The following is a 20,279-nucleotide window of genomic DNA, read 5'->3' as shown; positions in this document are numbered from 1 at the left end:
GCGGTGCGGCGCTCGGCCGGGCCGGCGAAGCTTGCGGTCGTCGAGGCGGCGCGCGGCTCGTTCGACGCCGCCCACGCGGCGCTCACGGCGCGCTCTGGCAACGTGATCGGCAAACGGCGGATCGAGCAGGTCGGTGGCCCAGGACGCGGTCGATGTCGATGCCTTCCAGGTGTGCCGTGCACGGCGTCCACGCTCAGCGTGGACGGCAACGGCATCGCGACGCGTCCTGAGGCGCTGCGCCCCACCCGCGCCAAGGACTGACGGCTCAGTAGGCTCCGATGTCCGAGTAGCCGTTGTACAAGGCGCCCAGATCCTCTGGCCAGAAGCGATCGGTCGGCAGCGCGGCGAGCGGCTCGTACATGAACAGTTCCAGCCTCAGATTGAGGGCGACCCAGGGCTCGGCCTCGTCATGGCCCGCTTCGGTCACCCAGCGACCCACGTCGCGGTACACGGCGTGGATGAAGTAGGCGTACGACTCGATGCCGCGATGGGCCGAGTAGGCTTCGCCGCGCCGCAACCGAACGTCGTGGACCAGCCCGGTGGCGCCGTCCAGCAGCAGGTAGTCCGCGTCGTCCATCGAGTCCACCACGAACATCGAGGCCGGTTCCGGCAGCCCCGGGCAGGCGCTGAGCTGCCGTACCTTCTTCTCCTCCCACTGCTCCGTGACGGGTGCCACGCCGCGCAGGCCCGCCCGCGCCGTGTGCAGGCCCTTGGCGGGCAGGCCCACCTCGGTGAGGAAGTCCCGGGTGGGGGCATGGGTGATGAGGGGGTGCACCTGCTCGGGGCGCAACCGCACCAGCCCGTCGGCGCCGAACGTCTCTTCCAGCAGCGCGCGGGCCACCCGCACCGGCGGCCGGTACGGCGCGGCGGGCTCCACCTCCTCGACCCCCGCCAGGTACAGGTGCCGGCGCAGCGGCAGGTAGTCCCAGCCGAGCTCCTGATAGTCCAGCGCCTCTTGCCGGCTCCGGATGACGGCGGCCAGTTCGCGGTGCGCGGCCGGACGCTCGGCGGCGGGCGGGGCCAGCCTCTCGGCCAACTCGGGCAGCGGGATGATGTACGCGGGAAGCCCTGGCTCCGCGGTGGGCAGGGCGGCGGCGACCTCGTCCACAGCCTGTGACGCCGCCTCGTAGTCGTCCTGGTCCGCCCGGCGGGTGTGCAGGAGCCGCCAGGCGGCCAGGCCCATGGGGTCGAGTGCCAGCGACAGCATGGACGCGGCGTCCCTGGCCTCCGGCGTGAGGCCGTCCGTCCACGCGCGGGCGACCCGTTCGGCGAGCGGTCCGGTGCCGGGGTCGGCGCCTCGGGCGCGGGCGGCGACGGCCGCCATCCCCAGGTTGGGGTAGACCTGGCCGGCGGTGAACGGGCCGGGCAGGCCCTCGGTCTGCTCGCCGTACCAGGCGTCGAAGGCGTCGCGGTCGGTGCAGCGCGGATCGTCCAGGTCGAGCACGTAGTGGGGGACGTCGAGGCCGAGCACGGCCGGGTCGCGGACCTCGATCAGCACGTGGGCCCGGGGATCCTCCAGGACCGGGAGGATCAGGTCCGGCGTCAGGCGGCCGAGGTGGGGGCTTGCGTGCGCGTCGAGGAACATGACGCTGTACCGGGGGTCGTCGAAGCGGTGGTCGGTGGCTCGGGAGACGAGCCCGTCGAGCGAGGTCGCGCGCAGCGAGAACAGGCCCCGGCACGATTCCAACTGGGTCGATTCGGTGTTGGTGTACACGAGCCGGGTCTTGCCCACGCCCGGCGACCCGGTGAGTACGAGCACCCGGGGCCCGTAGTGATCCTTCCACCAGCGTTCGAGCGCCATGCCCGCGGGAGTCCGGCCGGCGCTGTGCTCGATCTTGTAGTCGATCCAGTCGAAAGGGCCGAGGTCCAGGTAGTCGACGTCGGGGGAGTTCCGCATGAGCCGGGTCGCGCGCGCGAGGTGGAACCCTTCGACGACTGTGCTCAGCTCCAGGACGCGCCGGTGGGTGTCCAGCAACCTCTCCCGCACGCCCGCCACGCACGGCTGGTCGGTGTGCGACAGGAGGCGGCTGTTGTCGCGCCCGTGGTCCTTTCGCAGTTCCTCCAGGTGCTCGAAGAAGGTCTGCTGGACCCTGCCCAGCGTCGGCACCACCTCGGCCAGCAGCTCACGCAGCCGCCCGGCCTTCGGCTGCTCTTCTGCCAGGTTGCCCAATCTGGCCAGCAGGCTGTCGAAGCGGTAGAGCCGCAGGTCCGGCCAGTCGAGGGCCAGGCTGTCGTAGGCGGACCGCAGTCGAGAGGGAAGATCACTTGGGTAGCGCATGACCGCGACCCTAACGGCGCGCCGAGGGGATTCGGGTCGTGGAAGCGCCACCTGGGGAGAGAAGGGGAAGCAGACCGGCGGACACAGGATCGAACGGCGCGGGAGCCATCTCATGACCGACTGGGCGGGATTCCAGAAGTCCCGCGCGTGACGGGGAGTGAGATCGTCGGCGCGACTTCAAGGGGATGGGCGGGCGCGGTCGAATACCCGGATGGAGGAGGACGGTAGATGGCCGCCACTGATGCCAGCATCCGTCCATGACCAATCCTCCGACCACCCCATTGGGTGAGGTCAATGACCAGGTACGCCGAGCCGGAAATGACGTGCGGATGTCGCGGCCGCCGTACGGTGGCGAGTTCGAATCCCTCTTGTCTTCCTTCGCCGGGCAGTTCCCGCCGACCATCACTCCCGAGATGATCGAACCCCTTCGTGCGGGTGGCAACGCGTGGGCCCCGACGATCGACGTCATGCTCAATGGCCGCGCCGTGCGACGGGAGGACAGGCGCATCCCGGGCCCGGAGGGCGACCCTGACCTCCCCGTGTCGATCTTTCGTCCGAGCGAGGCAGCCGAGGTCGCTCCGGCCATCTTCAGCATCCACGGCGGCGGGTTCATCTTCGGAGACCGGTTCACCGAGCTTGACGAGGCCCTGGACTGGGTCGAAGAGTTCGGCGTCGTGCTCGTCTCGATCGACTATCGCCTGGCCCCTGAGCATCCGGACCCCGCTCCCGTCGAGGACTGCTACGCCGGTCTCTTCTGGACCGCCGAGAACGCCGATCTGCTGGGCATCGATCGCGATCGGATCGTCATCGTGGGCAGCAGCGCCGGCGGCGGCCTGGCCGCCGGAGTGTCGCTGCTCGCCAGGGATCGCTCCGGGCCACGGCTGATCGGCCAGCTACTGATCGCTCCGATGTTGGATGAGCGCAACGACTCCCTGTCGGCCCGTCAGTTCGCCGGCATCGGGGTGTGGGATCGGGGCAGCAACGACACGGCGTGGAATGCGCTGCTCGGGGACCGTCGTGGCACGGACAGGGTGACCTCGTACGCCTCGCCCAGTCGTGCCCATGATCTCTCCTCTCTGCCGCCGGCGTTCATCGACGTCGGCAGCACGGAGACCTTCCGCGACGAGTCAGTCGAGTACGCGCACGCGCTCTGGAGGGCTGGAGTCCAAGCGGAGTTGCATGTGTGGCCGGGCGTCTTCCACGGCTTCGACGTGATGCTCCCGGACGCGAAGATCTCCATCGCCGCGCGCCGCGCTCGCGCGGAATGGCTCGCCCGCACGCTGGACGAGTAGCTCACGGGCGGGGCGTCAGCGGGCCACTCCCACGGCGGCGTACCGCGTCGCCAGTTCACCGCACGCCTCGATGAGCTCTGGCGGGCCGATGACCTCCATGTCGGCGGCGAAGGTCCCGTAGAGAGCGGCGAGCCCGACCCACGACCAGGCTCCCATCGACAGCCGGCAGCGTTCCGGGCCGATCTCCTCGACGACGGCGCCGCCGGGGACCCACTCGGCGATGGACGCGGCCGAGACCTCGAGGATGGCGACGCCCTGGCACGCCCATTCCTCGACGGTGTCGCCACGATCGACGCGCGTCTTGACGTACTCGACCACGTCGGGCGCCGGAAGCTCGCGGGGTCGGAATCGCAGCCCGGTCCGCATTCGGGGAACGATGCGGTCGACACGGAACACGCGCCATTCCGCACGATCGAGATCCCACGCGACCAGATACCAACGGCCGCTCCAGACGAGGAGGCGGTGCGGTTCCACCCGAAGGGGTGGCGTCCACTCCGCCTCCTTCGCTGTTGTGGTCGCGTAGTCGAAGCGCAGCACCTCGCGTTCTCTGACCGCGGCGCCGACCGCGGTCAGCGAGGTGGCCTCGACGGACGGGCCGGGGAACTCCCAGGCATTGGTGATGGACGTGACCTGCATCGCGTCGATCTGCGACCGAAGGCGAGGGGGCATGACCTGCCGGATCGTGGCGAGGGCCCGCGCCGCCGCCTCGCTGAACCCGACGACGGCCTTGGGCGCGAGTTGGAGCGCCAGGGACACGGCGATGGCCTGATCGTCGTCGAACAGCAGCGGAGGCAGATCTGATCCCGCCGACAGCCGATACGTCGCACCGGGCCCCCTCGAGACATCCACGGGGTAGCCGAGCGCACGGAGCCGGTCGATGTCCCGACGTACTGTCCGGACACTGATGTCAAGCCGCTCAGCCAGCGCCGGACCTGACCAGTCGCGTTGTGCCTGAAGCAGCGAGAGCAGGAGCAGCAGGCGAGCCGAAGTTTCGCGCATCCCTCCACACTCGCATGAATGGCGGCCAGTAAATGACCGCCTCTGATGGAAACGTGCCCGCATGACCACTCAATCGTCTCCCTCAGCCGCATCCCCAGATGCCGCTTCACCTGCGGACTCCTCGATGATCACAGGCGGACGCGCGGCGCTGATCGCCATCGTCGTGGTGCTCCTCGCGGACTTCATGGACCTGCTCGACGCCACGATCGTGAGCGTCGCGGCTCCCGAGATCATGAGTGAGCTGGGCGCGAGCGATTCAGCGATTCAATGGACGGTCGCGGGCTACACCCTCGCGATGGGTGCCGCCCTCATCACCGGAGGACGGCTGGGAGATCAGTTCGGCAGGCGCCGGATCTTTCTCGGCGGATTGGCTGGATTCGGCATCGCGTCCGTGCTCTGCGCACTGGCACCGAGCCCCGAGGCGCTGATCGCTACTCGCGTACTGCAGGGCCTGGCCGGTGGATTCATGGTGCCGCAGGTGTTCGGGATCATCCGCTCGTCGCTGGAGCCGGCCACCCGCGCAAAGGCCTTCGGCGCGTACGGCGCGGTCCTCAGCCTCGCGTCGGTCGCCGGACCACTGCTCGGCGGGTTCCTCGTCGATGCCAACCTGTTCGGCCTCGGCTGGCGCGCGATCTTCTGGGTGAACATCCCCGTCGTGATCCTCGGCCTGATCCTCGGCGCGAGATACCTGCCCGAATCGAGCGCGGACGAGAAGAGGCGAATCGACGTTCTCGGCGCCGTTCTGGGCGCGGCGACGGCCGTACTGGTGCTCCTGCCTCTCGTCCAGGGCAACGAATGGGGTTGGCCGTGGTGGGGCTACGCGATGATGGCGAGCTCTCTGCTGACGGGCGGGCTGTTCCTTCTCCGGGGACGTCGGGTCTCGTCCCTCGGCGAGCAGCCGGTCTTCGATCCTGCGCTGCTCAGGGTGCGGGCCTTCTCCGGCGGACTCGCCGCCTCGATGTTCTTCTTCGGCGCCGTCGGTTCGTTCTTCTTCCTGCTTTCGCTGTACCTGCAGTTCGGACTGGGGATGAGCGCGTGGGAGACCGGGCTTGTGATCGTCCCCTACGCGGTCGGTGCGATCGTGACCTCCGGCGTCGGCATCCAGTTCGCCGGCAAGGCCGGGCGTGCGCTCCTGATCAGCGGAGCTCTGATCCTGGCGGTGTCTCAGGTCGTGTTCCTCGTCGTCGTGCGCGACGACGCCCATCCCGGCTACTGGCTCCTGGCGCTGCCGCTGCTCATCGGCGGCCTCGGCCTCGGCCTGACCGCGCCCTCGCTCATCAACGTGATCCTGGCCGGGGTACCGGCGAGAGACGCGGGCTCGGCCGGCGGCGTGCTCACGACCGTCAGCCAGATCGGCAGCGCCGTCGGTGTCGCCGTCCTCGGCGGAATCTTCTTCGCCGGTGTCGATGGGGCGCTCTCCGCAGGGGCGGCCGTGGCTGACAGATTCACGGAGGCGTTCGCCGAGATCCTCCCTTGGCAGATCGGCTTCTACGCGCTCGCAGCAGTGCTCATGCTGCTGCTGCCCGCCCGCGCCGCCGAGCACACGGACGAATAGCGTTCTCGACGCAACTTCGCTCTCCGTGAAGCTTGTCCGGCACCCGCCGCCTGGTTCGGTGGCGGGTGCCGGACGGTCGTGCGGTCACCGGCGTGGAAACCCTGTCACGTCAGACGGCAGCACTTCTCGTCGTGGCACGGCTCCGGGTGTGGCGCGCGGTCGTCTGCGAGCTCGATGTCCGCCAGCTCCGTGTCGCCGATGTTGGTGACGGTGTACGTGTACGTCACCGGCTCGCCCACCCGGTAGCGGCGGGAGCCGTCCACCGACTTCGTCAGCCGCAGCCCTCGCTCTGCCCTGGCCCGCAGTGTGCCGCTGTCGGGCGGCGACTCCACCTGGGTGCCGCCGGACCGGGTGCAGGGATCCGGAAGATGGTGCCAGGCGTGGCCCGAGAGCACAGGACCAAAGGTCAGGAACGTACTTGGCGCGGAAATTCTCGCTACGGAACAGCCACTACATCGCGGCCAGGCCCCGAACGCCTGCATCGTCGGCTGCGGGTGGCCCCTGGCTGATCGGGCGTGGGGGAGCGAACGGTGGGGAGGGTTTTGCCGGGCGATGTGAACGGAGATGTGGCGTCGCTCGCCCGCCTGAAGCAGGAGCCGCATGTGAGCCGCCTCCCGGCGGACGCCACGGGCGCCAGTCATGGCGAGCGCGTACGGCAGTGCGCGGACCAGGTGGAGGTCTTGAAGCCGGTCACCGCACCAGTTGTGCGATCACGGTTCTTGACACAGCGTGCGAGGTTTCCGGGCCATTCGTGCACGAGCCTTGTCGTCGCCCCGGCACACCGGTAGCCATGGGTCTCGCACTGGATCATCAAGAATCCTGCGACCCCGAAAGGAACGTTCGTGCGCAAGGCACTTCGTGCTGCTCTTTTTTCTGCCGCCCTGGTCGGCTTTGTCGCGGCGGGCGCGTCCGCGTCGGCGTCCGCCACGCAATCTCCTACCCACACGTTCGCAGTGTGCTACAAGAACTCCGACTGCAACATGGGCTACGCCTCCGGCTCCATCGACTGGCAAATGCTCGGCGGCGGTGTCAACGAGCCCATTGTCAGCGGCAAGGTGATCAACCGCCGTCGCAGTGATTACTCCACGACGGTCGTTTTCGAGAGTTTCGACAGCAGGGACAGGAAGCTTGGGTCCGAGTCCAGAACCGTCAGGGACGGGTCCAAGACTTTCGATGCCTTCCTCGCACCGCTGGGCACATCCCGGATCAAGGTCACCGTTTGCCAGAATTTCGCCTACGGGAAGCGATGCGGGAGCCCGAAGCACTACGTGCGACCGCGTTCCTGAGGGCGCTCTCCGCGCGACGGATGCCGCAGGCCCGGTTGTTCGGAATCACGTCCGATGTCGCCGGATCCTGCTCTTCCCTCGGATCGTCGGCCACCCGTCGCACGAAGCTGTGTGGCCCATCTGCTGAGCACATGGAAGGTAGATCGAGTGCCTGACGATAGCTCCCCAAGCCCGACATATCCGGACCCATCCGCAAGTCCCTCGACGAGCGACTCCCCGACACCGAGTCCTTCGCCGAGCGATTCCGGCTCGCCGAGCCCGTCACCGAGCACCCCGGCTGCCCCTCCGAGCCCCTCCCCATCGAATCTGGCCCCGTGCCCGCACGATCCCCCGTGCCGGATCCGCCCGTGCCTGCCGGATGACAGGCTGGACCGTCCCCGGGGCCCTCTTTGGCCTGCAACTGGCGACCGTGTTCCTGCGCCGCAGCCCGCTGAGCCCATCCCGTCTGACCAGGATGGCTACCAGGCCCGAACCGACAAGATCATCGCATTCGCGAACGTGATGCTTGAGGCCGCGTCGAATGTCGGCAAGGTCAAAGAAGGTGCGCCCATGGCCGAAGACCGGGGGGTGCTCGCCGACACCCCCCGCATTGTCAGACCTTTTCTCGACAGGCTCAACGGCTATATCGGGGAATGGGTCACCGCCGCGGGAACCCTGGAGCAGGTGCTCAAGGACGACGCGCCAAAGCTCATCGGCATGGCAAGGAGGTATCGCGATGCCGAAGCGGACGCCGAAGCGGACGCCGGTGCGGCCGTCGGCCAGATCGACCGGTGAAGGAGCCCTGGATGCCAACCCCTCCGAGCAGAACGCCCAAGCCCAGCCATACCGTCAGGGCCGCACAGGGCCGTGCCGCGCGTATGGAGCATCTGGAGCGTCTTACGGCTCAGCGGGCCGACCTTGACCAGGTCAAGGTCGATCCGAACTTCTTCCAGAGAGTGATACAACAGGTCAAGGCTCAGAATCGGCCGATCTGGACCGGGCTGGCCGGGGCCGGCCTGCTCGTAGCGGGCACTGCGATCGTCATTCCCGCCCTTGGGAACCTGGCCGATCCCCGCAAGCTCTTCGAAGACCGGAGCAGGTGGAATGAGATGCTGAGCGATCTCAAGCTCAGCGCCTGGGACGTGTGGGTCAGCCACTTCAGCCTGATCTCGCCCTACTGGACGGGGCCCGCGTCCGAGACGGTCCAGCAGCATCTCCGGTTCAAGTTGATCGGCATGTTCGACGAACTCGGCCGCGTCGCCACGGAAGTGAGCAACACCCTGACCAGTCTGGCCTGGGACATCGTGGAATACGATGTGAAGTTCGTTTCGCTCGCGGTGACGGCTGGTGGAATCTTCGCGGCCCTTCTGCCGTTCAGTGCGGTTCCGGCAGGCAAGCTCGCCCTCGGCGCGACTGCCGTCACGTTCCTCACTCTGCTCTCGAATCTGATGCAGGAGTTCGTCGGCAAGATCAAGGCACTCGACCTCAAGCTGGAAACTCTCGGCCACAGGATCTTTGAACTTCGAGGGCTTTTCTCCACAGGAAACGACAAACTGCATCTCCAATCGCCTGGCTTTGATCCCAACCTCTGGGAGCCCATCACAAAGGAAACATCGTGAGGCATGTTGCCGCCTTCGGCGCAGACGACGGGAAGCAACTCCCAGAGCTGCTCGACGAGGTCGAACGTCTGGCTGACGCGTTCGCGGGCGAGCTGGGCGAGGCGGAGGAGCGAACCGTGACCGGTGCAGACAGCACCGGCCGGGTGGTGGCCACGGCGTCGAGTTCGGCGCGGCTCCTACGCCTGTGTATCGATCCCCGGGCGATGCGCGACCTCGACCACGTGGAGCTGAGTCACGCCGTACTGGACGCGGTCGTGGCGGCCCGCGCTGCCGCGGTAGGGGAACTGAACGCGATCCTTGACGGGATGAACGGCGGTCGGCCGCAGCCTGACCCAGAGGAAGATCCGTTCACGCGTCACCTCGACGCGATGCTGCGGGACGCCGAACGTGGATGAGGCGGACAGGCTACGGATGGTCACCGAGAAGCTGGAGCAGTTGGAGCGCCTGTCGGCGACTCAGGCTGAGACCGAGGCGGCGGCAGAGCATCTGGCGGTACGGGAGTTCATCGGTAAGGCTGACAGGGGTCGGATCGTGGCCACCGTCGACGGCGCGGGAAACCTGCTCTCCATCGACATCAGCCGGCTGAGCAAGCGGCGGCACGACGGCGTGACCCTCGGCGACGCGATACTCGAGGCGATCCACGCGGCCGAGCAGGCCGCGGCCGAGGCGAAGACCGCGCTGATGGGCGACCTGGGCGCGGGCCTCGGCCTGGGCGACCTGTTCGGTGACGCCCGGCGCCTCCTCGACTCTGCCAGAACCGTGTCCGACGCCAAAGACCGCTCGAACCGCTGACCTTCGACTGCGTGCGTCATCGGGCGGCTCGGCCGACGCTACCGGGACTTTCGTGCGGATGCGTGAAGCACCGGGAGACTTGCGTAGGTCATGACTGGACACATCCGGTTGTGGTTGGCGGTCGTGAGCTGTCGGCGTTTCTCATCGGCGTGTCGAGCGGTCTGCGTGACGGCGTCCACGTAGTAGCCGGCCGGCGAGGAGGGCCGCGCAGGCCCCGACGGTCAGGAGCCCGCCGGCGAGGAAGGTGCCCCGTGCCCCGGCGAGCGGCAGGACCAGCGCCCCGAGTGCGGCGCCCGCCGCGATGCCCGCGTTGTAGGCGCCGGAGTTCGCCGCCAGGGCGATGTCCGTGCGGCCCGGCGCGCACTGCAGCATGGCGTTCTGCGTGGTCATGAACACCGGCCCGAGCGCACTGCCCATCAGCATCAGGAACACCACCGCCGCCACCGGATGAGCGCCGAGTGCGTACAGGCCGAGCATGCCCACCGCCTGCGTCGCCACGGCGACAGCCAGCGCGGACAGCGGAAAGCGGTCCAGAAACACCCCGGTGACGCCCACCCCGGCCAGACACGCGACACCGAACCCCACGAACAGGACGCTGACCGTGCCCGGGGAGAACCCGCTCACGTCTCCCAGGAACGTCATGATGTAGGTGTATCCCGTGAACGCCCCGGCTGCGGACAACGCTCCGGCCGCCAGCACCGTCCCGAACCGCCGCACGTCGGGACTGGTCGCGTAGGCGGCGGGCTCCTCCTCCGGGCGCGAAGTCGGCAGCAGAACGGCGATCGTCACCAGAGAGACGAACCCCAGAGCCGCCAGCACGGCGACGGGCACCTGCCAGGTACTCTGCTGCCCCAGCCACGTCCCAGCGGGAACGCCGAGTACGAGAGCGAGCGAACCGGCCACGGACAGCGCCCCGACCACCCGCCCCCGGACCTCGGGCGCGAACAGGCCCACCGCGACCGGCCCCATCACGGCCCAGAACAGAGCCTGGGCGAGCGCGGTCAGCAGCCGCGCCACGAGGAGCAGCCAGTAGGAGGGGGCCAGCGCCGCGACGAGGCTGGACACCACGAGCGCGGCCAGCAGCCCCGTGAGCACATGGCGACGAGGTACGGCCCGCACGACGTGGGCGATCGGCACGGATGCGATGGCCACCGTCACGCCGTAACCGGTGACCAGGAGACCGACCGCCGACAGGGACACCCTGAGGTCTTCGGAGATGAGCTCCAGGAGGCCGATCGGCAGGTTCTCCGCAGTGTTGAACGTGAGGGCGGCCAGCATCAGTGCCCCGAGCAGCGCCAGCCTCTGCCATCGGGCCGGTTGTCGCGTGATCGTACGGTCTCTTCCCGTTCTCGCCCACTGCACCCGCTCAGCCGCACCGTCCATGCAGATACCCCACCAAGCCCACCAGCCCCTCCGCAACCGAATTCATCCTGGAGGTCATCGGCAAAGTCTTCTGCAAATGAGCCGGTCGGACGGTACACAGCCGAGCGTCCATTTTTGCGTGGACATGGGGGAGCTGCTCCACTAATGTACCGACCGTCTGGACGGTCGGGATTTTGGCGGGCGGAGGGGCGATGCGAGATCGGATTCTGGACAGCGTTGAGCGAATACTGATCTCCGGAGGGGCGGACGCGATCCGGCTGGATGCGGTCGCGGTGCAGGCCGGAGTCAGCAAGGGCGGCCTGCTTCACCACTTCAGGTCCAAGCAGGCGCTGCTCGAGGGGGTGCTCGACCGGCAGGTGGAACGGTTCGAGGCGGAGCTGCCGCCACCGGGGACGCAACCCGGCGCCTTCACTCGCGCCTGGCTGGAGGCCACCATCCCGGACACCGACGACCCCGCACGGGCCCACACCGACCAGGTAGCGGTCGCCTTGCTCGCCGCGCTCTCCGGCGGCCCACAGGTGCTCGATGCGTTCCGGCGTCGCTACCAGGTCTGGCAGGACAGACTCGCCGACGATGGGCTCGACCCGAGCACGGCCTACCTCGTCCGGCTGGCCGTCGACGGCTGGTGGATGGCGCGGCTGCTGGACCTGGCTCCACCCCGCGATGACCAGCATCTCCAGGTGCGCGCGCGGCTGGTCGCGATGATCCAGGACGGCGTCTGATGCCCAACGGGTCATCCGGCCTCGCGATCGTGTCGCGGGTCTCTTCCACGCCACCGCCGCGCTCCTCGACCGGCCGTACCTGGCTCGGCGGAAGCCTCGGCGGCGGGGTGATCGACCCGTGAACCGCATCCTGAGCGCGACGAAAACCACGATGCTGATCACCGACGTCGCGCTTCTGCTGTACTGGGCGGTGGTGTTCGCCGGCCTGATCCCGCCCGAGCTGGCCTACCAGGACTACACGAACCCGATCCTGACCGACTGGAACGCCTCGTTCGTCCTCCTCGACCTGGCCGCGAGCCTGACCGGGCTGGCGACCCTGTGCGCCACGTCCATGTGGCGTGCTCTCATGACGGTGTCCCTCACCCTGACCAGCACCGCCGGTCTCCAGGCAGTCGCCTTCTGGGCGCTGCGGGGCGACTTCACCCTCACCTGGTGGCTGCCCAACCTGTTCCTGCTGTTGTTCCCCCTACCGGCTCTCGTCGTCCTGATTCGTGCGACCGCGCGCCCGGCAGCCGATCACGCCGACCGATAGCCGAACTGGCCCTGGGGATTCGAGCCGTTTGAAGGAGCGTGCGGGAGTTGTTCCCGATCCCACCCTCCACCGCCTGGCCCCCGTCCCGGACGGGCGTGGCAGTCTGACGGCCGCCTCACAGGCGGCAAGGTCATGACCGCGCCCTTCTCATCCGGAGAGCGTGGCGGTAGGAGCGGGGGCTGGCGCCGAAGTGACGGCGAAAGGCATGGGTGAAGGAAGACGGGCTGGCGAACCCCCAGCGGGCGGCGATGTCCTGGATGGGGTGCTGAAGGAGGCCGAGATCGTCGCGGCTGCGTTCGAGCCGGCGACGCCGGATGGTGGCGGCCACGGTCTCCTCGCGGTCTCGGAAGAGAGCGTGCAGGGTGCGCAGGGAGATGTGGTGGTGGGCGGCGACGGTTCCGGGGGTCAGTCGGGGGTCGCCGAGATGGTGCTCGATGAAGGCGTCGATACGCCGCAGCAGCACCTGTTTGCGGGTCTCCACGGGCAGCGTGTCCCAGGCGTCGAGCTGCTGGGCGAGCAGTCCCGCGGTCAGGTCGAGCACCGTCCGCTCCATCTGTCCGAGCGCCCGAGGCGAGCAGGTGGAGGCGTGGCTGTTCAGTGAGGTGAGGAACTGACGGAGGATGGCGCCGATGCCGTGGCGGGTGCTCAGCGAACGGGCCAGCGCCGCATCCAGCCGGTCCGGTGGAATGCCGATGATCGTACGGGGGATGTGCAGGACCGACGTCATGCATCCGTCGCCGGGTCCGGCGGTGGAGGTGAAGGGGTGGGACGTGTCGCCCAACACGGCGTCGTTCACCTCCGCCTGTGTGTTGACGCGGCCGTGGGAGACCACCTTCGAGCCGAAGGTGACCAGCCCCAGCAGGTAGCACTCCGGGTCACTACGGCGAATCATCTGTGCGGTGCGGCGGGTCTGGATGCGGGAGTGGACGTGGCGGGACAGGACCACCTGCCCAAGATTGAGGGTACCGGTCCGCGCCCAGAACGCCGTGGGCTCCGCGACCTTCAGGCTGCACGGGGCCAACGTCCTGGACATGAGGTCCTGATACCAGTCCACCCGCTCATGTGCCGCCATGCCGTCCGTCGACGTCCAGGACCACACCGCTGTTGTCCTCCTTGCCACCATCGTGATTCACCGAGTTCTTGTGACCTCGTCGGCATCGGCCTCGCCTGAAGCCCGCGGGCAGATCCGCGGCCCTACCCGAAGTCGCGGCGGCGGAGGGCGAGGAGCGCGCCGCCGAGCAGGAGCGCCGTGACGGCGAGCAGGGCCACGGGCGGTGCGACTTCCACAGGTCCCGCGACGAACGGGTTGGGGATGTAGTGGAACGGCTCCAGCGGGCTGCCGTCCCACATCCCGTACAAGGGGCCGACGACCTGCCCGAGCGCGGCGGTCAGCATCCAGGCGACCCAGGAGATCGCCACGCTCGCCCTCGGCAGCAGCCCGTAACCCAGCATGCACACCGCTCCGACACACCATGCGGCCGGCACGGCCCCCAGCGCTCCGGCCAGGAAACGGGGGAGGTCGGTGGCGAGGTCGCCCACGAGCACCGAGTACAACGTGCCGAACACCAACCCGGCGACGGCCATCAGCGCCGCTGTGCCGAGCCCGGTCACGGCCAGGTGCCCGGCCACCCACCGGAGCCGGGTCAGCGGCGTGGCCTGGACGGCCTCGCCGCGGCCCGAGGTCTCCTCCGAGCGCAGCCGCAGCGTCATGAGCGCCGGGTAGAGGGCGACGACGTACGCGAGGATCAGGATCATGTACCAGGAGTAGGCGCCGATCATCTCCTCTCCGGACGTGCCGGTGGGCATGCCGAGGGTGTTCCTGATGTTGTCGACCACGATGCTGGGCCGCGAGAGCAGGTCCTTGGCCAGTGGGCTCAGCGCGGCGGCCATGGCCGAGAAGAGCGCGACCGCGACCGTCCACTTCACCAGCAGGGCGCGGTGCAGCCGCCAGGCCAGGCTGATCGGGCCGCGCAGCTTCGGCGCTCTCGCGCGTCCGAGACGTTCTGGGAGCAGCCCCGCGCCGAGGTCGCGGCGGCCGAGCAGGGCATAGGCACCAGTGAGCAGAACGGCGCCCGCCAGGATCGACACCCCGAGCATCCACCACCGCTCGTCCTGGTAGGCCCGCACCAGATGGCTCCAGCCGATCGGGGACAGGTACTTCAGCCAGGGCTGCGTGGTCGCGTCACTGGTCCAGCGCAGCAGATACGAGGCGCCCAGCACCGACAGGCTGATCGCGGTGGCCGTACGGGCGTTGCGGGCCAGTTGGGCGGCGACGGCGGCGATGCCCGCGAACACCCAGCCCGCCAGCGCGATGGCGGCTCCGTAGGCGAGCGACCCGATCGGTTCGAACCCGATCCCGATCAGCACGACGGCCGTCACCAGCCCGCCGACCAGGCTGATCCCCGCTGCCACCAGCACGGCGGCGGTCAGTTGGGCGTGGCGGCCCACCACGGACGAGCGGACCAGCTCGCTCCGGCCGGCGTCCTCCTCCCTGCGAGTGTGCCGGACGACGGACAGGAGGGCCGCGAACGCGCTCGCCAGATAGAGGAACCCGCCGCTGCGCCAGGTGGCGAGCACTTCCAGCCGTGGTTCCGGGATCCCGCCGCCGACCCCCTGGAGGAAGGCGCTGGGGCGGATGATGTCGTTGACGTACGTGACTTTCAGCGCGTCGGTGCCCATGTTGGTGTTGATGTAGGAGACCATCGCCAGGGCCAGGGTCACGATCAGCAGGATCCACCAGGGGGCGATGGCCCTTTCGCGGCGCAGCGCCAGGCGGACCAGGCGGGCGGTGCCGGTGTGGGCGTTCATCGGGCCGATCCCGCGTGCCGCCCGTTGCCCGCGCCGCTGCGGTCGTAGTGCCGCAGGAACAGTTCCTCCAGCGTGGGGGGCCGGCTGACGAGGCCGCGTACGCCGGCGTCGGTGAGGTGCCGCAGCACGGTGTCCAGAGCGGAGGTGTCGACGTCGAACCGCACCCGGTCGCCGTCTGTGCGCAGGTCGTGGACGCCGGGCAGGTCGGCGAGCCCTCGTGGCGGCGTCGCCAGCTCGGCCTGGATGGAGGTGCGGGTGAGGTGGCGCAGGCCCGCCAGGGTGCCGCTCTCCACCGTGCGTCCGTCCTTGACGATGGTGACCCGGTCGCACAGTTCCTCGACCTCGGCCAGGATGTGGCTGGACAGGAGCACGGTACGGTTCCCGCGGCGCCGCTCCTCGCGCACCGTCTCGGTGAAGACCGCCTCCATCAGGGGGTCCAGGCCGGAGGTGGGCTCGTCGAAGATGAGCAGTTCGACGTCGGAGGCCAGCGCGGCGATCAGGGCCACCTTTTGCCGGTTGCCCTTGGAGTAGGTGCGGCATTTCTTGCGGGGGTCGAGGTCGAAGAGCTCCAGCAGTTCGGCGCGGCGTTGCTCGTTGAGCCCGCCGCGTAGTTGTCCGAGCAGGTCGATCACCTCGCCGCCGGTCAGGTGGGGCCACAGCGTGACGTCGCCGGGTACGTAGGCCAGCCTGTGGTGCAGCGCGGCCGCGTCGGTCCACGGGTCACCGCCGAGGAGCCGGGCGGTGCCCGCGTCCGCGCGCAACAGGCCGAGCAGGGTGCGGATCGTGGTGCTTTTGCCCGCGCCGTTGGGCCCGAGGAAGCCGTGCACCTCCCCTGTGCCCACGAGGAGGTCGAGGCCGTCCAGCGCGCGGGTGGCGCCGAACGTCTTGACCAGGCCGGTCACCGAAATCGCGTCAGTCATCGGAGTTTTCCTTGGTGTGTGGGCCGGTCTTGTCCAGGGCCTCGCGGTAGGCGGCGGCCTCTTCCTGGGTGAGCCAGGGGTGGGAGTAGATGTCGAGCAGGCTCAGGGCGAGCAGGCGGGCGCCTTCCTGGTCGGAGATGTCCACGCCCAGCGATCGGGACACGTGTCTGTGGAGGGTGGTGATGGCCAGGGCCATCGCGCTGCCCACGGTCGCTCTGGCCTTGCGGTCGGCGAACGGAGGATCGGTGCGGCGTTCGTCGAGTTTGGCGAGCCACTGTTCGCTCATCTCGACGATCGCGTCGAACACCGGTTCCGCCCATCCCTCGGCCAGGGCACGGGCCAGGTATTGCCGGTTGGGTCCGAGTGCGGCCACGGCGGTGGCGACATGGTTCACAGCGCCGGCGGTCGGATCGGTGCCGACCTGCTCGTTGAGCCACCTGATCTGCTTGACCAGGTAGTCGTCGCAGGCCTCGCGCAACGCCTGCTTGGAGCCGAAGTGGTGACGCAGCAGTCCCGGGGAGACCCCGGCCGTCTCGGCGATCGCCCGGGTGGTCGCTCCCTGGAAGCCGTGCTCCCCGAAATGCTGAAGGGCCGCGTCTCTGATCCGTGCGCGTGTGGTCAGGTCTTCAGGGTCGGGTGGTGGCGTCGTCACTGCTGCACATTCCTATCCAAGCGCATAGTTTATTACCCGGGAGGGTAGCACCCTATGCACATGGATAGTCAACTCCTCGGCGAATGACGATCGGTTTCGCAGATGAGGTGAACCGTCAGGCCCCGGTCGATCTGACGGTCCACCTCGACCCGAGGCGAGCAGGCTCAGGCGCCCGGCTCCAGCCAGCGGCCGTCGGCTACGGCGCGTTCGACCTCGGCGAGCCCGTTCGGCCGCATCCGGCCCTCCTGCCGCAGCCGGGCCACGCGGGCGATGTTCCGCTGCGACCAGTTGCTGCGTGGGCGGCGCGGGGTATAGCGCTGGGCGTAGGTCGACTCGTCGCGGCTGCGGGTGAGCCCGTCGATCCACCCGTGGCACAGGGCTTCTTCCAGCGCCTGCTCGTAGGTGAGGCTGGTCGGTTCGGTGACGCCCTTCTTGGCCAGCACGACCCATACCTCGCCGTCGGAGGTGTGATGGGTGGTCAGCCAGTCGCGCCAGGCGGCGGCGTCCGCGAAGACCTTCATGACCCGCCCTTCACGGACGCGAGGATCTCCAGGTAGTGCGGGTTGTACATGAGGCCCAGGATGTTGCCCCACGGGTCGATCACCGTGGCGGTGATGAAGCCGGTGCCGCGGTCGCGCGGCGCATCGTGCTCCTTGGCGCCCATCGCGACCAGCTTGTCCAAGGTCGCGGGCACGTTGTCGACGTGCCAGAAGACGACCGCGCCGGCCGGCCGGCCGACCGCGTCCGGGGACGGCGTCCTGGCCAGCTCGCTGTCGGCGTAGGCGGCGTTGATGACGCCGAATTCGTGCTGGTAGTCCCCGATACGCCATTCCAGGTAGGCCGGAGTGTCCATGTACGGCGTGATCCCGAACAGTTCGGTGTACCAGCGCTTGGCCGCATCCAGATCGGACGAGTAGAAGGAGGTCGTGGTCAGTCCTCGCAGCATGGTGGTGCCTTTCTCGTTGGTCTACTCCTTCATCATCGACCTTGAAGTGCTCATCTTCTGAGCACTTTGCCTGGCGATCTTGACGATGTGCGCGCTGATCGCCTCGGGGCTGCTCTGCTGCTGCTCCAGGGGCCGGGGTGTCAGGTGTCCTGGGGGAAGAGGGCGGGGGCCAGTTGGCGCAGTTGGGCTCTGGAGGTGATGCCGAGTTTGGGGAACGCCTTGTAGAGGTGGTTGCCGACGGTGCGGCGGCTCAGGATGAGTTGGGTGGCGATGTCCCGGTTGGTGGCGCCGCGGGCGGCCAGGCGTACCACGCGGAGTTCCTGCGGGGTCAAGCCGCCGAGCGCGGCGCGGGACGGAAGGTCGCCGCCGGACGGGGTGCGAGACGGAGAGGCGCCGTTCAGGGCGGGTGGGATGTGGCGTTCGCCGGCCTGGATCTCGGCGCGGGCGCGTTCCGCCCACGGCCGGGCGTCGAGTTCCTCGAACCCCGTCAACGCCGCCCCCAGCTCGCGTAACGCGCGACTACGGCGGCCCCTGCGGCGCAGCCACTCCCCGTACAGCAGCCGGGTTCTGGCCAGCTCGAACGGCTGGCCCGCGGCGGCGTGCAGGTCCAGCGCCCGCAGGTACAGAGTGTCGGCCTCCCGCCCCGGGCTGAGCAGCGCCCGCGCGCGCAGGGCGAGCGCCGTGGGCCCGGCGCGCCCGGTTCCGGCGGCCCATCTCTCGAAACGTTCCATCCGGTCCGCGACCTCATTGCCCCTGCCCGCCTGCACGGCGGCCTCGACCAGGTCGGGGGTGGCCCGGATCGCGACCATCGGGGGCGGCGTCCCCTCGGCGAACCGGCGTAGGGCCGGGGCGGCCCGACCGTACCCGAGGGCCAGCAGCGCCCGCGCCCACGGGCCCATCCCGTTGTCGCCGGCGGCCGTGGCGAGGCGGTGGCAGTCGTGTTCCGCGCCGCGGACCGCGGCCAGCCAGGCCAGCACGCCGGTCACCTGGACGGCCAGGTCGGGGCGTCCGAGGTCCTCGGCCAGCGCCAGAGCGCGGGTCGCGGTGCCGGCGGCGAGCCCGTGCAGGCCCGCGGTGGTCTGCACGATGGCCAGAAGTAGCAGCGCCTGCGTCTCCAGGCCCGGCATCCCGCGGGTACGGGACCGGGACACCAGCGCCTCCGCCCTTCGGCACGATTCCAGGTCGTCTCCCGGCGACAACCCCCATGCCTCCTTCCACACGTCGCGCGGTGACAGTGCGGGGAGGACGTTCGGCGGGCGCCGTTCAGGGGGGAGCTTGGTCGTCAGGCGGGACAGGCGCAGGCCCATCGGCGGGTCCGCGAGGGGAGCGGCCTCGGCGATGAGGGCCGCCGCATAGGGGTATTCACCCAGGTCGATGGCGGCTTCCGCGGCCGCGGCCAGGCGGCGGGCCCGGGGTGCGGGGGCGGTGGTGAGCTGGGCCGCGTTCTCGAGGGCGGCGGCCTCGTGGCCGCGGTCGAGGTTGAGCGACGCGCGGAGTTCGAGGCGGTCGGCCAGCTTGTCGTCGGGGGACATGGTCGCCTCGGCGGCGTGGTGCGCGGCGTCCGGCTCGTCGCCGTGGGCCAGGGCGGCGTGTGCGCGGACGCGTTCGCAGGCGGGGGCGTCCTGGTAGACGGCGGGGCGTAACAGGGGATGGGTGAAGAGGAGGCGGCGGCCGGAGATGGAGATCAGGCCGGACCGCTCGGCCGGTTCGAGGTCGCGCAGGTCTCCGCCGAGCCGTTCCACGGCGGCCGCGATCGGCGCCAGATCGGACGGTCCCGACGCGGCGCAGACGAGCATTGCCGAACGGGTGGCGGGCGGCAGTTCGGCGACCCCGGCGGCGATCGTCTGCCGCAGGGGTGGGCGTAATGGCATCGTCTCGGGCCTGAGCCGCAGGGGAGAGCGTTCCGGCGCCGCGGCCAGCCCGGCGGCGAACTCCGTCAGCGCCAGCGGGTTGCCCTCCGCCGCGGCGGCGACCTTGCGCCGGGTGAACGGCGCGAGCCGGTCGGGCAGCGCAGAGAGCAGCGCGAGGGAGTCCGCGAGGTCCAGCCGGGACAGCGGCAGCTCCGGCAGTTCGAAGGGGAGGCTCGCCTCGCCGGGCAGCGCCAGGAGCAGCGCGCACGGCCCGGTGAGTCGCCGTACCGCGAGGACCAGCGCCTCGGCGGACTCCCCGTCCAGCAGGTGCGCGTCGTCCACCAGGCAGAGCACCGGTCCCGCCGCCGCCAGCTCGGCCAGCCGGTCCGCGACCGCCGCACGGTCCGGGTCCAGGAGGTCGTGGCGGCGTTCGTTCAGGTGGAGGAGGTGGGCGGCGCCCGCGTACGGGAGGTCGGACTCGGCGGCGATGCCCCGGGTGCGGAACACCCGCAGGCCACGTGCGGTGGCGGCCACCTGGTCGAGCAGCGCGGTACGGCCCGCCCCGCGTTCGCCGCGGAGGACCAGTGACGCCGGCCTGCCCTCTCTGACCCCCGTCAGCAGCCGGTCGATGTGATCCAGTTCAGCAGACCGCCCGTAGAGCACGCT

At 69.6% G+C, this 20,279-nt stretch carries 21 protein-coding genes; 10 read left to right on the top strand and 11 right to left on the bottom strand.

Annotated features, from left to right (window positions below):
* Positions 1–3: 3 nt before the first annotated feature.
* Entirely contained in the window at positions 4–261 is a 258-nt protein-coding gene (locus tag ACZ6S0_RS16875) for a hypothetical protein (RefSeq protein WP_465917834.1), read from the top strand.
* 4 nt (positions 262–265) lie between these two features.
* Here the strand turns inward: ACZ6S0_RS16875 and ACZ6S0_RS16870 are convergent, their stop codons facing one another.
* The gene (locus ACZ6S0_RS16870; protein ID WP_465917833.1) at positions 266–2,278 is read right to left on the bottom strand and encodes an SUKH-4 family immunity protein; all 2,013 of its coding nucleotides are present in this window, start codon (positions 2,276–2,278) and stop codon (positions 266–268) included.
* 257 nt (positions 2,279–2,535) lie between these two features.
* Here ACZ6S0_RS16870 and ACZ6S0_RS16865 point away from each other — a divergent pair, with 257 nt between their 5' ends.
* Entirely contained in the window at positions 2,536–3,570 is a 1,035-nt protein-coding gene (locus ACZ6S0_RS16865; protein WP_465917832.1) for an alpha/beta hydrolase, read from the top strand.
* A 15-nt stretch (positions 3,571–3,585) separates the two neighbouring features.
* On the opposite strand, the gene ACZ6S0_RS16860 is transcribed toward ACZ6S0_RS16865, so the two are convergent.
* Entirely contained in the window at positions 3,586–4,569 is a 984-nt protein-coding gene (locus tag ACZ6S0_RS16860) for a helix-turn-helix transcriptional regulator (RefSeq protein WP_465917831.1), read from the bottom strand.
* 61 nt (positions 4,570–4,630) lie between these two features.
* On the opposite strand from ACZ6S0_RS16860, the gene ACZ6S0_RS16855 reads away from it, so the two are divergent.
* A complete protein-coding gene (locus ACZ6S0_RS16855) occupies positions 4,631–6,124 on the top strand; it encodes an MFS transporter (RefSeq protein WP_465917830.1) in 1,494 nt (497 codons plus the stop codon).
* A 104-nt stretch (positions 6,125–6,228) separates the two neighbouring features.
* Here the strand turns inward: ACZ6S0_RS16855 and ACZ6S0_RS16850 are convergent, their stop codons facing one another.
* Positions 6,229–6,519 carry a DUF7507 domain-containing protein gene (locus ACZ6S0_RS16850; RefSeq protein ID WP_465917829.1) on the bottom strand — a complete coding sequence of 97 codons (291 nt, stop codon included), beginning with the start codon at positions 6,517–6,519 and terminating at the stop codon, positions 6,229–6,231.
* A gap of 447 nt (positions 6,520–6,966) precedes the next feature.
* Here ACZ6S0_RS16850 and ACZ6S0_RS16845 point away from each other — a divergent pair, with 447 nt between their 5' ends.
* From ACZ6S0_RS16845 to ACZ6S0_RS16825, 5 genes are all read left to right on the top strand, one after another.
* A complete protein-coding gene (locus tag ACZ6S0_RS16845) occupies positions 6,967–7,410 on the top strand; it encodes a hypothetical protein (protein WP_465917828.1) in 444 nt (147 codons plus the stop codon).
* A 498-nt stretch (positions 7,411–7,908) separates the two neighbouring features.
* Positions 7,909–8,184 carry a hypothetical protein gene (locus ACZ6S0_RS16840; protein ID WP_465917827.1) on the top strand — a complete coding sequence of 92 codons (276 nt, stop codon included), beginning with the start codon at positions 7,909–7,911 and terminating at the stop codon, positions 8,182–8,184.
* Between the two features lie 11 nt (positions 8,185–8,195).
* Positions 8,196–9,008 carry a hypothetical protein gene (locus tag ACZ6S0_RS16835; protein WP_465917826.1) on the top strand — a complete coding sequence of 271 codons (813 nt, stop codon included), beginning with the start codon at positions 8,196–8,198 and terminating at the stop codon, positions 9,006–9,008.
* Positions 9,005–9,403, top strand: coding sequence for a YbaB/EbfC family nucleoid-associated protein (locus tag ACZ6S0_RS16830; RefSeq protein WP_465917825.1), 399 nt, complete (start codon positions 9,005–9,007; stop codon positions 9,401–9,403). The genes ACZ6S0_RS16835 and ACZ6S0_RS16830 overlap by 4 nt, the downstream gene beginning before the upstream one ends.
* Complete coding sequence (locus ACZ6S0_RS16825) at positions 9,396–9,800, top strand: YbaB/EbfC family nucleoid-associated protein (protein ID WP_465917824.1); 405 nt, start codon at positions 9,396–9,398, stop codon at positions 9,798–9,800. The genes ACZ6S0_RS16830 and ACZ6S0_RS16825 overlap by 8 nt, the downstream gene beginning before the upstream one ends.
* A 141-nt stretch (positions 9,801–9,941) precedes the next feature.
* On the opposite strand, the gene ACZ6S0_RS16820 is transcribed toward ACZ6S0_RS16825, so the two are convergent.
* Positions 9,942–11,183: an MFS transporter gene (locus ACZ6S0_RS16820; RefSeq protein ID WP_465917823.1), complete on the bottom strand. Its 1,242-nt coding sequence runs from the start codon at positions 11,181–11,183 to the stop codon at positions 9,942–9,944.
* 191 nt (positions 11,184–11,374) lie between these two features.
* On the opposite strand from ACZ6S0_RS16820, the gene ACZ6S0_RS16815 reads away from it, so the two are divergent.
* Positions 11,375–11,905, top strand: coding sequence for a TetR/AcrR family transcriptional regulator (locus tag ACZ6S0_RS16815; RefSeq protein WP_465917822.1), 531 nt, complete (start codon positions 11,375–11,377; stop codon positions 11,903–11,905).
* A gap of 118 nt (positions 11,906–12,023) precedes the next feature.
* Entirely contained in the window at positions 12,024–12,437 is a 414-nt protein-coding gene (locus tag ACZ6S0_RS16810; protein ID WP_465917821.1) for a DUF5360 family protein, read from the top strand.
* Between the two features lie 130 nt (positions 12,438–12,567).
* Here ACZ6S0_RS16810 and ACZ6S0_RS16805 read toward each other — a convergent pair whose 3' ends face one another.
* The 7 genes from ACZ6S0_RS16805 to ACZ6S0_RS16775 all read right to left on the bottom strand — a co-directional run bounded on the left by ACZ6S0_RS16805 (position 12,568) and on the right by ACZ6S0_RS16775 (position 20,276).
* A complete protein-coding gene (locus tag ACZ6S0_RS16805) occupies positions 12,568–13,536 on the bottom strand; it encodes an AraC-like ligand-binding domain-containing protein (RefSeq protein ID WP_465917820.1) in 969 nt (322 codons plus the stop codon).
* Positions 13,537–13,631: 95 nt separating this feature from the next.
* Positions 13,632–15,245, bottom strand: coding sequence for an ABC transporter permease (locus tag ACZ6S0_RS16800; RefSeq protein ID WP_465917819.1), 1,614 nt, complete (start codon positions 15,243–15,245; stop codon positions 13,632–13,634).
* Positions 15,242–16,165: an ABC transporter ATP-binding protein gene (locus ACZ6S0_RS16795; protein ID WP_465917818.1), complete on the bottom strand. Its 924-nt coding sequence runs from the start codon at positions 16,163–16,165 to the stop codon at positions 15,242–15,244. Before ACZ6S0_RS16795 ends, ACZ6S0_RS16800 begins: the two co-directional genes overlap by 4 nt.
* A complete protein-coding gene (locus ACZ6S0_RS16790) occupies positions 16,158–16,817 on the bottom strand; it encodes a TetR/AcrR family transcriptional regulator (protein WP_465917817.1) in 660 nt (219 codons plus the stop codon). Before ACZ6S0_RS16790 ends, ACZ6S0_RS16795 begins: the two co-directional genes overlap by 8 nt.
* 164 nt (positions 16,818–16,981) lie before the next feature.
* Positions 16,982–17,338, bottom strand: a complete 357-nt coding sequence (locus tag ACZ6S0_RS16785) for a YdeI/OmpD-associated family protein (RefSeq protein ID WP_465917816.1) — start codon at positions 17,336–17,338, stop codon at positions 16,982–16,984.
* Positions 17,335–17,763, bottom strand: coding sequence for a VOC family protein (locus tag ACZ6S0_RS16780; RefSeq protein ID WP_465917815.1), 429 nt, complete (start codon positions 17,761–17,763; stop codon positions 17,335–17,337). Before ACZ6S0_RS16780 ends, ACZ6S0_RS16785 begins: the two co-directional genes overlap by 4 nt.
* Before the next feature lie 140 nt (positions 17,764–17,903).
* On the bottom strand, positions 17,904–20,276 hold the full coding sequence (locus ACZ6S0_RS16775) for a helix-turn-helix transcriptional regulator (RefSeq protein ID WP_465917814.1): 2,373 nt from the start codon (positions 20,274–20,276) through the stop codon (positions 17,904–17,906).
* Positions 20,277–20,279: the final 3 nt, after the last annotated feature.

This window comes from Nonomuraea sp. NPDC051298 (genome assembly GCF_055586305.1).
Note: the sequence above shows the minus strand (reverse complement) of the source record. Positions and strands in the feature narration are given on the sequence as shown.